Here is a 12453-nt window from a genome sequence, read left to right on the forward strand (position 1 = left end):
TGCCGCAGATGGATCCTCGCCAGCGGACGCCTGAACGCGCCCCCGAGGTGCAGGCGCCCACACCGGAACAATTGGCGATCCAGGCAAGGTTGGCGCAACGGATCGTGCCACGGAATTTCGACGTTTCGGGGGTGCGCACCATCCCGTTCGACGAGGTGTCCGCCATCCTGGCGCCCCTGTCGGGCAAGGAAACCTCGGTGGGCGATCTGGTGAAAGAGGTAGACAAGATCACCGAGCTGTACCGCTCTCGCGGTTATCCGCTGTCGTTCGCGCTGCTGCAGAACCAGAGCTTCGCCAATGGCCTGGTGGTGGTGACGGTGGTCGAGGGCCATATCGGCAGCGTGCAGATCGCCGGGGACGGATTGGGCGGCGCGAAAGACCGCCTGGAAACCCTGGCCGGTCCCCTGCTGGAAGAGAAACCGCTGACCCAGCCCACGCTGGAGCGGGTATTGAACCTGATGCGCATCGTGCCGGGCGTGGCCATCACGCCCGCGCTGGACTTGCCGCGCAGGGCCGATGGCGCGACGGAATTGCGCGTCGATGCCAGGCGCACGCGCTTCACGGCCAATGGCGGCGTGGCGGACCTGGGCACCGGCATGCAGCCTCTGGTCAACCTGGGCACGAACAGCCTGACGCCGTTGGGGGAACAGCTGAAGCTGACGGCCGCCGTCCCATTCAATACCGACGACGTCAAATACTATTCGGGCGAAGCCCGCATTCCGATCGGCCGGGACGGGCTGGCCCTGAAGATCGACGGCTATCATTACCAGGCTCGCCCGGAAGACGACAGCCTGGAGTTTCTGGGATTCCAGCGCAAAGTCACCACCGACCGCATCGGGGTGGGCGTCAGCTATCCGCTGCTTCTGAACAATCAGCGGTCGCTGACGGGCACGGTGGGTATGTATGCGGTCAATGCCAAGGATCGCTACGACGTGCGCAGCAACGATCGTTGGCTGCAGCAGAATACCCGCGTGCGCGCCGCCACCGCCGAGTTGCGCTACATACAGATAGACCAGAACCGCAGCACCGACATCACCGCCAGCGTGTCGCACGGTTTCGACGGCCTGGGGGCCGACAAGAGCATCGTCACCAATTACGGGTATTCGGCCGAACCGGACGTCGACCTGGATTTCACGCGCTTCAATCTCTCGGCACGCCAGACCTTTGCCCTGCCCGCGCAGTTCGGCCTGGTGTTCGCGGGCGCGGGCCAATATACCTCCGACCGGATGCCCACCTCGGAACAGGTGTCTTTCGGCAGTTGGCGCTACGCCATGGGATATCCCCAGGGCGAACAGAGCGGCGACAAGGGGATCGGCCTTTCCGCGGAGCTGAACAGGCGATTCAACACGGGCTGGCAGTATCTGGCGGCGTTGCAGCCCTATGTGATGGTCGATTATGCGCGCACCTGGTACAACAACCGCGCCCTGCAGGACCTGAACAACCGGCACCTGTCGTCGGCCGCCCTGGGGCTGCGCGTGACGGACGACAAGTTTTATCTTTTCGACGTCAACGTGGCCAAGCCGATGGGCGCTCGCCCCATCAACGACGACCACGGCGTGCGCTTCAACGCGAACTACTCGCTGTTCTACGATGCTCTGTAGTTGCGGGGTTTCCGTTACGTAACGCCCCCGTAACGCCCCCCGTAACGTCCCCCGGATATTCGCAGAAAAACAACATTCCCAACGCCCGGAAAATCGGAATGCGCTGGTTTCAATTCACCTGTCGTTTCTGAGCTTTCCGCGACAACACCATGATTATCAAGGGCATTTATTCCGCCCCGGGTAAACCTTAGAAGGCGTTTTCGGCGGTTCTGGAAAAGCTGGCATGGATTATGCATAGGTAGGGTATCGGGCCGAAAAAAGTGGCCTGAATCCCCAACCTCCACGAGCAGGAGCTCACCATGTCTGCCAAGCAAGAAAACCAAGCCAAGCGTAGCCGTATGATCGCCCCTCTCCTTTCCGCCATGCTGGCTGTCGCGCTGGTGGGTTGCGGAGGCGGAGGCCATCGGAACAGCAGCAGCGTCGCCGGCGGCGGCGAAGTGCCCACGAATCCGACCAATCCGACGAATCCCACCGATCCGACCAATCCGACGAATCCCACCGATCCGACCAACCCCACGAATCCCACGAACCCCACTGATCCGACCGCCCAGGCGGGCCTGCTGGAAACCGCGCTGGGCAATACCGGTTCGGCCGTGGACGGCCTGCTGCCCGTCGGCTCGTCCGGCTCGCTGGGCGGCATCGGCGCCGCGCTGGATCCGACCGTGGCCCCCGTGGTCGACACGGTCACCGGTCTGACGCAACAAGTCGGCGCCACGACTGGCCTGGGCGCCCCCGTGGACGGCGTGCTGCAGCAAGTGGGCGGCACCGTCAGCAACCTGGGCGACACGGTTGCCGGCACCGGCCTGCCGGGCAACCTGAGCACCGGCCTGGGGGGCCTGGTCAGCGGCCTGGGCGACACCGTGGGCAGCGTCGGCGGCCTGCTGAACGCCAACCCCGACAATCCCCAGCCCCTGACCACCGTCGTGGGCAACGCCACCAACGCCGTCGGCGCGCTGACCGGGGCCCTGGGTGGTGAAGGCGGTCTGCTGCAGCCGGTGAATCAACTGGTCGGCGGCGTGGCCGGCGGCCTGTTGAGCGGCCCCGCCACCCCGATCCTGGAACCGACGCTGGCCAACACCGGCTCGGCCGTGGACAACGTGATTCCGGCTGGCCTGGAAGGCGCGCTGGGCGGCGTCGGCGCCGCGCTGGATCCCGTGGTCTCGCCGGTCGCGGGCACCGTCACCAACCTGACGCAGCAAGTCGGCGCGACGACCGGCCTGGGCCAACCCGTCGCCGGCCTGTTGGCCAGCGTCGGCGGCACCGTCGCCAATGCCGGCGGCAGCGTGCCTGGCGGCGCCCTGGGCTTGAATGGCGTGTTGACCAACGTCGGCAATGCCGTGACCAGCGCGGGCGGTCTGCTGAACGCGGACGCGGCCAACCCCAACCCGCTGGGCAACACGCTGTCCAGCGTGACCGGCGCGGTTTCGTCGCTGACCGGCAGCCTGGGCATGACCGGTGACAACGGCCTGCTCACCCCGGTGACGGGCGGCCTGCTGGGCGGCCTGACGGGCGGCGCGGCTGGCGGCGGCACCGGCGGCCTGCTGGCTCCGGTGACGGGTCTGCTGAGCGGTGTGACCGGCGGCACGGCGGGCGGCACCGGCGGCCTGCTGGCCCCCGTGACGGGCCTGCTGGGTGGCGTGACCGGCGGTACGGCCGGCGGCGCCAACGGCGGCCTGCTGGCACCGATCACCGGCCTGTTGGGCGGCGTGACGGGCGGCGGCACCGGCGGCACGGGTTCGGGTACCGCCAACGGCGGCCTGCTCGGCGGCGTGCTCGGCGGTGGCCAGAACGGCGCCAGCGGTGGCCTGCTGGGCGGCCTGCTGGGCGGTGTCGTCGCGGTGGGCGGCACGACCACGGTGTCCACGGGCGGCACGACCGTCTCGACCGGCGGCACGGCCGCGGCTGGCGGCGGTGCCGCCACCACCGGCACGGCCACGGCCACGCCGGCCAACAATGGCGGCCTGCTTGGCGGCCTGCTGGGTGGGGGCCAGAACGGCGGCCTGCTCGGCGGCGTGCTCGGCGGCGTCACGGCCAGCCTGAAGTAATCCATGATCCCCTCATCCAGAACAAGACGGAGCGACGCCATGCTGGAAACGGACCGAATCTACATGCAGCAAGACCGCAGGCCGGACGGGAACGAAGACTACGACCCCATGCACCGCACGGGCCCGATCGACGACATCGCCATGGTCATGAGCCGGCAGTTGGGGGTGTACATCTCGGCCACTCAGGCCGCCATCGCCGAAAGGCTGGGACTGTCGCTGACGGAACTGAAGGCGCTGGAACTGGTGCAGGAGTTCGAAGCCCTGCCCACCGGCCAACTGGGCCAGTTGATGGGCATCAGTTGGGGCGGCACCACCGCCCTGATCAACCGGCTGGAAGCCGCCGGTTATGTGGAGCGCGGCCGCCACCCCCTGGATCGGCGCGTCATCGTGATCCGGCCGGTGGCCGAACGCTGCCGCGATCTGGAGCGCGAGCGCCAGGCCCAGGCGGACGAAGTGGCCTTCATCGGCCGCCAGTTCGACCCGGAGCAGTTGCAGGCGGTGCAGGCATTCCTGAAGCAGTACATCCGGGCAATGCGGCACGACACGATGGCCTGGCTGCATGCCAGGCACGGGCTGGGCCTGAACGATTGATCGTTCTTCGGTAACAGCCCTGACAGCAAGGCCGGCGCTGCAAAGACGCCGGCCTTCTTTTATTTGGGGATCGGATATCCGGCGCGCCGCCACGCATCACACGGCGCGCAAACGTGGCGGACCGCGCCGCCCACCGCTACGCCGTGTTCTTGCGCGCGACGCGCTTGCCGGCCTCGCGGGACCGGGACAGCGTCGCCTGGGCATGCTCGGTCAGCAGGTCCAGCGCGCGGTCGAAGACGGCACGCTCATCCGGGCTGAGCACCGACAGCAGTTCCTCGTTGCGTTTCACGGCCTTGGGGAACACCTTGCGGTAGAGCTGCAGGCCCTGGCGGGTCAGGCTCAGTTGCACGCCGCGGCCATCACTGGCGTCGGAATCGCGCTGCAGCAGTCCGCGCTCGATCAGCGCCGAAACCGAACGGCTCGCCTGGCTCTTGTCGACGTTGACCTCCTTGGCCAGGCCCTGCAGCGACATCGGCGCCTGGGTGCCCAGCATGCCGATAATGCGCCACTCGCGCGCGTCCAGCTGGAAATCGCGTTCGTTGGACTCCGCCGCCAGCCGGGTCCAGGTGCTGGCCAGCATGTTCATGCGGAACGATACGAGTTCCTTGAAGTGGCGCGCGGCGGGCTTGCCTGGCGCGGTGTCGTCGGTCTCGGGAGTGGCGGAAGGCGGCATAAGAGGTGCAGTGCAAAAACAGGTCCATAGTTTCCCTCAGGATCGCATGCCCCTACAAGCGTGGGGCTGCGCGCCGCGAGCCGCTCAAGCGCGCAGGGGATTGAGCCCGCTGCGCGCCACGCGGCCCTGCAGCTCGCGTCCCAACGCCTGCTCGCAGGCCCGGACGGCATCCAGCAGGCCGTCCATGTCGATGCCGGTGTCCACGCCCATGTTCTCGAACAGGTCGATCAGGTCCTCGCTGCTGACGTTGCCGGTGTGCCCGCCGCCGTACTTCACCTTGGTGGGATGGCCGCCCACGCCGCCCAGGGCGCAGTCGAAGTGGCGCACGCCGGCCTCGAGCGCCGCGACGTAGTTGACCAGCCCCGTGCCGCGCGTGTCGTGGAAATGCGCGATGGGCACCACGTCCGGATAGGCGGCCCGCATCTGGCGGAACAGGTCCCGGGTGGTGCGCGGCGTGGCCGTGCCGATGGTGTCGCCCAGCGTGATGTGCCGCACGCCCGCATCGCGCAGCCGGCCCACGTCGGCCAGCACGCTCTCGGGATCCACATGGCCCTCGAAGGGACAGCCGAACGCCATCGAGATCGTGCCGATCAGCCGGAAACGTCCCTGGGCGGCGGCGGCCATTCCGGCGATGTTCAGCCATTGGTCCGCGCGGCTGCGCGCCAGGTTCTTCATCGAATGGGTATCGGTGGCCGACACCAGCAGGCTGATCTCGTTGGCGCCGATGCCCGCGTCGGCATCGTCCAGGGCACGCTGCACCGCGCGCAGGTTCGCGCACGTCGCCTTGTAGAACACGCCCGGCCGGCGTGGCAGCGCGCGCAGCAGCTCGCTGGCATCGCCGAACTGCGGCACGACCTTGGGATTGGAATACGACGTCGCTTCGACGCGGGCAAACCCCAGGTCTGCGAAACGCCGGATCAGATCGGCCTTGGCCCCGGTCGGCAGCATCAGGGGCTCATGCTGCAGCCCGTCGCGGGCGAAGCATTCGCACAGCACGGCGTCACGGCCATCATCTTCCAGGGAAACCTCATCGTGTCGCGTCATGGCGCCACCGTATCCGAACGGATGTTCCACAGTTTCACCGCATGCTCGCGCAGCTTGTTCTTCTGCACCTTGCTGCTGCCGGTCATGCCGATGTGCTCGAAGGTATCGACCAGGCTGAGGTAGCGCGGCACCTTGAAGTTCGCGCAACGCGCCTTGCACCACGCCACCAGTTCCTGATCCGTGGCCTGCTGGCCTGCCTTGAGCAGCACGAAGGCGCCCGTGACCTCGCCCAGGCGCGCGTCCGGCACGCCGATCACCTGCGCCTGTTGCACGGCAGGATGCGCATGCAGCACTTCCTCCACCTCGGCGGGCGCCACGTTCTCGCCGCCCACCCGGTACATGTCCTTCAGGCGGCCCACCATGCGCACGCGGCCGTCGGCGCGCTGCTCGCCCATGTCACCGGTACGCAGCCAGCCGTCGGCGGTGAAGGCCTTCGCCGTCTGCTCGGGCATGCGGTAATACCCGCGCATCACGTTCCAGCCGCGCACCTGGATCTCGCCCTGGCCCGCGCCTGGCGCCACCACGGCGCCGCTGCCGCTGTCGGCGATCCGCACGTCGACGCCCGGATGCGGCAGCATGTAGCCGTCGCGGCGCAGGGCGAAGTCATCGCCGATGTCGCTCAACAGCACGTTGGGCGACGCCTCGGACTGGCCATAGGCATTGCACATGTGCGGCACGTTCATCACGTCGCGGATCTTCTGCATCACCTCGGGGCCCGCCGCCGCCCAGCCGCCGCGCAGATGCAGCCGCGCCGCGTCGAAATCGGGATGGCCCATCAGCATCAGGAAGATGGTGTCGTTGCCCGAGGTCAGCGTGCAGCGCTCGTCTTCCAGCATCTTCAACGCCAGCGCGACGTCGAAGCGGGGCATGCTCAGCAGGCAGCACCCCGATGCCAGCGCCACCAGCACCGACAGCGTGCTGCCCGCCACATGGAAGAACGGACGGATGCTGAAATAGCGGTCCTCGGGCGTCACACCCATGCGGCGCGCGACCGAGGCCGCGTCACCCAGCATGTTGGCGTGGCTCAGCATCACGCCCTTGGGAAAGGACGTGGTGCCGGAGGTGTACTGGATCAGCAGCACGTCCTGCGGTTCGACCCGCGCGGCCAGCGCATCCAGCGTCTGCGCGGACACTCCGCTGCCCTGCTCGAGAAAAGCCTCGAACTCCACGGTGCCTGCTGGAACGGCCTGCGCTTGCACGGTCACGACCGTGCGCAGCTCGGGCAAGGCCGCACCCGGCAACGTGCCATCGATGGCCGGCTCGACCTGCCGCAGCAGGTCGGTGAAGGCTATGCCCAGGAACTGGTCGGCATGGATCAGCAGCCGCACGTCGGATTGCTTCAGGCAGAACAGCAGCTCGTCGGCCTTGAAGCGCGTATTGACCGGGACCGTCACCGCGCCGATGGATGCGCAGGCGTAGAAGGCGGCGATCCACAGGCCGGAATTGCCCAGCATCAGGCCGACGTGGTCGCCTCTTGCAATGCCCGCCGCATGCAGCGCAGCCGCAATGCGGCGGCTCTGCGCCTGGATCTGCGCCCAGGTGTATCGTTGATCGGGGCCGACGTAGGCCTCCTGCCGGCCCCGCGCCTGGACCGTTGCCTCCAGCACCTGGGGCAGCGTCATCGGCGCCGGAACGAACGCCTCGTCAAGCAGCCGCATCGCCCTGCCCCTTCTTGCCGAAGCCCGCGATGGCCTTCTGCCAGTCGCTGTGCCGCAGGTTCTCCTGGATGGCCAGCAGTTCCACGGCCATCGCCCCCTCGCGCGTGGTGTCCAGCCCGCCGTCGATGCTGCGCTTGGTCAGGCTGACCGTCACCGGATTGGCCGCGGCGATGCGGTCGGCCATCTCGGCGATGCGCGCATCGAACTCGCCGGGTTCGTAAACATGATTGACCAGGCCCAGCCGCAGGGCTTCCGGGGCATCGACCACGCGGCCGGTGTACAGCAGTTCCTTGGCCATGCGCCGGCCCACGATGCGCGGCAACCGCTGGGTGGCGCCCACCGTGCCCCAGCCGACCTCCGGATACTTGAAGGCGGCGCCCGTGGTGGCCAGCACGAAGTCGCAGGCCGCGGCGATCTCGCACCCCGAGCCGAAGGCCGGGCCATGCACCGCCGCGATGACGGGCTTGGTCAGCGCCTCCAGCGCGGCATAGGCCGTGAACCCCTCGACGCGGCGCGCCACCATTTCGGCGGGGCTCATGCCCTGGCGCTCTTTCAGGTCGGCGCCCGCGCAGAAGGCCACGCCCTCACCGCGCACGACGATCACGCGCACGCCGCCGTCGGCATCCAGCGCCTCGCAGGCGGCGGTGAGTTCGCGGCACATGGCCAGGTTCAGCGCATTGCGGCTCTCGGGCCGGGCCAGCCACAGCGTGGCGACCGGTTCCTGCCGCGCCAGCCTCAGCGTGGTGAATTCGGGATATGTCTGCATGCTCGTCGTCCTCCTGCTCAGTCCTTCAGCTTCATGCCCGTGGCGCGCACCAGCTCGGCCAGGCGCTTGCCGTCTTCACGGATGTATTCCGTGGCCTGCGTCTTCATCTGCGGCATCACCTCGGCGTTCTGGCTGGCCAGCAGCTTCTTGAACTCGGGGTCGGCCTGCACCTTCCGCAAGGCCTGCGCCAATTTATCGACGATGGGCTGCGGTGTCTTCGCCGGCACCGCCAGGCTGTACCAACTGCCCATTTCCAGGCCTTTCAGGCCGGCTTCGGCGAACGTCGGCACGTCGGGCAGGTCCGGCGAACGCTTCGCGCCGCCGTAGGCCAGCGCGACCAGGCGGCCTGACTTGATGAACGGCAGGCTGGCCGAAATGTTCAGGAAACCGATGGGCACCGTGCCCGCCACCATGTCGTTGACCGCCGGCGCCGCGCCCTTGTACGGCACGTGCACCAGGTCCACCCCGGCGGCATGCTTGAACATCTCGCCGCCGATGTGGGGCGAGCTGCCCAGGCCGGCCGACACGTAGTTCAGCTTGCCGGGCTGCGACTTGGCCAGCGCGATGAATTCCTTCAGATTGTGCGCCGGCACGGAGGGATGCACCGTCAGCACGTTGGGCACATTGGCCACCATGCCGACGAACTCGAAATCGGCGATGCCGTCATACGGCACCTTGGTGGCGGCCGGCGTGACGGTGTGGGCGGCGGCGGTGCCGATCAGCAGCGTGTAGCCGTCGGGCGCGGCCTTGGCCACGTAGCCCGTGCCGATGGACGCCCCGCCGCCCGCCTTGTTCTCGACGATGACCGGCTGGCCCAGGGCATCGCCCAGGCCCTTGGCCAGGGCGCGGCCCAGCAGGTCGGCCGGGCCGCCCACGGCATACGGATTGACCAGTGTGATGGGACGCGAGGGATAGTCGTTCTGGGCATGGACGCCCGTGGCCAGGCCCAGGGTCGAGGCGAGCGCCGCTGCGCCGGCCATGATGCGGCGTAAGGTCTTCATGAAGCATGTCTCCTAGTTGTATGAATCGGACTCGGCTGCGCCGGTCTTGCGCCGGCGTCACCCCTGCAAGAACGCCCTGGGGCCTGTCAACCCTAAATGGCGCCTGCCCCGCGCAGGTCTTTCAATGCCTGCTCATCGATACCCAGTTTTTCGCGCAGCACTTGCCCGGTGTGCTCTCCCAGCAGCGGAGGCGGTCCCACTTCGGGATCGTCCAGCCCCTGGAAGCGCAGGGGCACGCGCATGCCCTTGAAAGCGCCTATCGTCGGATGCGCGAAATCGACCACCATGCCGCGCGCCGCGACGTGTTCATTCGCCATCACTTCATCCACCTGCAGGATCGGTCCGGCGGGCACGCCCGCCAGGTCGCAGCGACGGCACAGCTCGTCGCGGTCCAGCTTGCCGATGGCGGCCTGCAGGCCGGCCATGACTTCCTCGCGGCGTGCCAGGCGCTCGGCATTGCGCGCCAGCCGGGCATCTTCGGCCCAGGCCTCCAGGCCCAGCAGATTGCACAGCGGCGCCCAATGCTGGTCGCTGCCGGTGATCTGCACCCACCTGCCGTCCGCGCAGACGAACGCGGCCGAGGGAATGCGGCCGGGATGTTCCGTACCCAGCCGGGCCGGCACCTCGCCCAGCGCGAACCAGCGCGCGGCGGCCAACGACAGCAGGCCCACCTGCCCGTCGAACATCGAGAAATCGACGTGGCTGCCCTTGCCTGTTTTCTCGCGCCCGGCAAGCGCCGACAGGATGGCGATGGCCACCCACAGGCCAGAACTCAGGTCGGCAATGGGCAGGCCCGGCTTGACCGGCCCGCCGCCGCGCTCGCCCGTCAGGCTCATGATGCCGGCCATGGCCTGGAACACCGTGTCGTAGCCCTTGCGCTTGCGGTATGGGCCGGTCTGGCCGAAGCCGGTGCAGCTGACGTGCACCAGCCGTTCGTTCAACGGCGCCAGCGCGGCGTAGTCCAGCCCGTACTTCGCCAATGTGCCCACCGGGAAGTTCTCCAGCAGCACGTCGGCGCCCGCCGCCAGTTTGCGCACCAGTTCCTGCCCTTGCGGCGAACGCAGGTTGACCGTGATCGAGCGCTTGCTGCGGTTGAAGGCCATGTAATAGGCCGAGACCTCGCCCGCCTCGCCCCGCGCCATGGGCTCGAAGCCGCGCGTCTCGTCGCCCGAGCCGGGCTGCTCGACCTTGATGACTTCAGCGCCCAGCTCGGCCAGGATCATCGACGCGAAGGGGCATGCCAGCACGCGCGACAGGTCGAGGATGGTGATGCCTTCCAGCGGCCGCATGATGCTATTGCTCCTTGCCGGCGTGGTCCGCCGCCTTGCGGAAACCGCGCATCATCACGTTGGCGTCGCGGCCCACCTCCAATGCCTGCGCCAGGCCCAGATCGGCTGCGCGATGGAAGCTGCGCTTGGTGGTGGCCATGGCGATGGGGCTCCAGGCGGCGATCCTGTGCGCCAGTTCCAGCGCGGTGTCCAGCACTATGTCGTCGGGCGCCACGCGGTTGCACAGGCCGGCTGCCTGCGCACCCGCGCCGTCCAGCGGCTCGCCCAACGCGACCAGTTCGAAAGCCTGCTTGCGGCCCACCTGGCGCACCAGGTTGGCCATGACCACGGCCGCGACGATGCCGTGCTTCAGTTCCGGATAGCCGAAGCGCACGGTCTCGGACATCACGCACAGGTCGCAGGCAATGGCCAGCCCCGCGCCTCCGCCCAGGGCATTGCCGCGCACTGCGGAGATCACCGGCTTGTTCATCTGCGAGAAGACCAGGTGCAGGGCGGTGGTCAAGTCCGCGCGCGACGATACGGCGTGCGGGTCTTCCGGGGTCAGGGCCGAGAACTCCTTGGTGTCCGCACCGGCGCAGAAGGACTTGCCCGCGCCGGTCAGCACCACGGCGTGGATGGCCGGGTCGCGGTCGGCGGCGCGCAGGCTGTCCAGCAATTCCCGCGTCAGTTGGGTGTTCAGCGCATTGTGCTTGTCGGGGCGGTTCAGCGTCAGGATGCGCACCGCGCCGCGGTCTTCGATCAGCAGGTGTTTCAGGTCAGGCATGGGTTTGTCTCTCTCCGTCATTGTTCATGTCTGGGACGAGCCCGACGGGTCTACCTGGCTGCGCCGTCGGCCATCGCGCCCAATCGCGCGCGCGCCTCATCCAGCTCGCGCACCAGTTGCGCCACCACCTCGGCGGCGGGTTGGATGCGCGAGATCAGGCCCGCCGACTGGCCAAGCTCGACCTTGCCCCACTGCACGTCGCCATCCAGCGCCGCCTGCTTCAGCGTGCTCTGCTTGAACAGCGATTCGTATTCGTCCTGGGCCATCTGGTCGCGCTCGGCGTCGAAAATGGCCTGGGCGAAGGCGTTGCGCAGCCCGCGCACCGGCAGCCCGCGGCGACCGATCAGCGCGGTGTCGTGCACGTCGGCGGCCAGCACGGCCTGCTTGTAGTTCTCGTGCACGGCGGCCTCGTGCGTCAGCAGGAAACGCGTGCCCAGTTGCACGGCATCCGCGCCCAGCGCCAGCAAGGCCGCGATGCCCCAGCCGTCCGCCACGCCGCCGCCTGCGATCACGGGGATGGATACGTCCTGCAGCACGCGCCGCACCGAGACCAGCGTGCTGACCTCGTTGGCGGGCGGATGGCCGCCGGCCTCGCCGCCCACGACGATCAGGGCATCCACGCCGGCGTCGGCCGCTTTCTTTGCGTGTTCCAGGGTGGAGACGACCTGAATCCAGATGGCGCCGTATTCCCGGAAGCGCGGCAGATGCGCCTTGGGTCCGCCTTGCGACGCGATCACGACCGGCACGCGCTGGCGGTGCATCATGTCCAGGATCTCGGCGGCGCCCTGGCGGTATAGCGGGATGTTGACCGCATAGGGATGGGGGGTGGCGGCGGCGAGCTCATCCAGCGACTGCTTGAAATCCGCCATGCGCAGCGGACCGGCCGCCAGCACGCCCAGGGCCCCGGCATTGGAAACCGCCGCGGGCAAGGCCGCGCTGGACGACGCCCAGCTCATACCGGCCTGGATGATGGGGTGCTCGATGCCGAGCATGCGGGTGATCGAGGTCTGCATGGAATCGGT

At 68.3% G+C, this 12453-nt stretch carries 11 protein-coding genes; 3 read left to right on the top strand and 8 right to left on the bottom strand.

What is annotated here, in order from left to right:
- The first annotated feature begins 8 nt into the window (after window positions 1-8).
- From A6745_RS20425 to A6745_RS20435, 3 genes are all read left to right on the top strand, one after another.
- The gene (locus A6745_RS20425; protein WP_231886049.1) at window positions 9-1601 is read left to right on the top strand and encodes a ShlB/FhaC/HecB family hemolysin secretion/activation protein; all 1593 of its coding nucleotides are present in this window, start codon (window positions 9-11) and stop codon (window positions 1599-1601) included.
- 299 nt (window positions 1602-1900) lie between these two features.
- Window positions 1901-3646 carry a collagen-like triple helix repeat-containing protein gene (locus A6745_RS20430; RefSeq protein ID WP_066131182.1) on the top strand — a complete coding sequence of 582 codons (1746 nt, stop codon included), beginning with the start codon at window positions 1901-1903 and terminating at the stop codon, window positions 3644-3646.
- Window positions 3647-3685: 39 nt separating this feature from the next.
- Entirely contained in the window at window positions 3686-4237 is a 552-nt protein-coding gene (locus A6745_RS20435) for a MarR family winged helix-turn-helix transcriptional regulator (RefSeq protein ID WP_066131183.1), read from the top strand.
- 136 nt (window positions 4238-4373) lie between these two features.
- Here the strand turns inward: A6745_RS20435 and A6745_RS20440 are convergent, their stop codons facing one another.
- The 8 genes from A6745_RS20440 to A6745_RS20475 form a co-directional block, all read right to left on the bottom strand.
- On the bottom strand, window positions 4374-4910 hold the full coding sequence (locus A6745_RS20440) for a MarR family winged helix-turn-helix transcriptional regulator (RefSeq protein WP_066131186.1): 537 nt from the start codon (window positions 4908-4910) through the stop codon (window positions 4374-4376).
- An 84-nt stretch (window positions 4911-4994) separates the two neighbouring features.
- Complete coding sequence (locus A6745_RS20445) at window positions 4995-5954, bottom strand: hydroxymethylglutaryl-CoA lyase (protein WP_066131192.1); 960 nt, start codon at window positions 5952-5954, stop codon at window positions 4995-4997.
- Window positions 5951-7612 (bottom strand): AMP-binding protein, encoded by a 1662-nt coding sequence (locus A6745_RS20450; protein ID WP_066131195.1) that lies wholly within the window; start codon window positions 7610-7612, stop codon window positions 5951-5953. The genes A6745_RS20445 and A6745_RS20450 overlap by 4 nt, the downstream gene beginning before the upstream one ends.
- Window positions 7599-8378, bottom strand: a complete 780-nt coding sequence (locus tag A6745_RS20455; protein WP_066131198.1) for an enoyl-CoA hydratase/isomerase family protein — start codon at window positions 8376-8378, stop codon at window positions 7599-7601. Before A6745_RS20455 ends, A6745_RS20450 begins: the two co-directional genes overlap by 14 nt.
- Window positions 8379-8395: 17 nt before the next feature.
- Window positions 8396-9379: a Bug family tripartite tricarboxylate transporter substrate binding protein gene (locus A6745_RS20460; RefSeq protein WP_066131201.1), complete on the bottom strand. Its 984-nt coding sequence runs from the start codon at window positions 9377-9379 to the stop codon at window positions 8396-8398.
- 92 nt (window positions 9380-9471) lie between these two features.
- Window positions 9472-10668 carry a CaiB/BaiF CoA transferase family protein gene (locus A6745_RS20465; protein ID WP_066131202.1) on the bottom strand — a complete coding sequence of 399 codons (1197 nt, stop codon included), beginning with the start codon at window positions 10666-10668 and terminating at the stop codon, window positions 9472-9474.
- Window positions 10669-10672: 4 nt separating this feature from the next.
- Window positions 10673-11431 carry an enoyl-CoA hydratase/isomerase family protein gene (locus A6745_RS20470; RefSeq protein WP_066131205.1) on the bottom strand — a complete coding sequence of 253 codons (759 nt, stop codon included), beginning with the start codon at window positions 11429-11431 and terminating at the stop codon, window positions 10673-10675.
- A 50-nt stretch (window positions 11432-11481) separates the two neighbouring features.
- A complete protein-coding gene (locus A6745_RS20475) occupies window positions 11482-12444 on the bottom strand; it encodes an NAD(P)H-dependent flavin oxidoreductase (protein ID WP_066131208.1) in 963 nt (320 codons plus the stop codon).
- Between the last annotated feature and the right edge of the window lie 9 nt (window positions 12445-12453).

It is taken from the genome of Bordetella ansorpii (assembly GCF_900078705.1).
GTDB lineage: Bacteria > Pseudomonadota > Gammaproteobacteria > Burkholderiales > Burkholderiaceae_B > Bordetella > Bordetella ansorpii_A.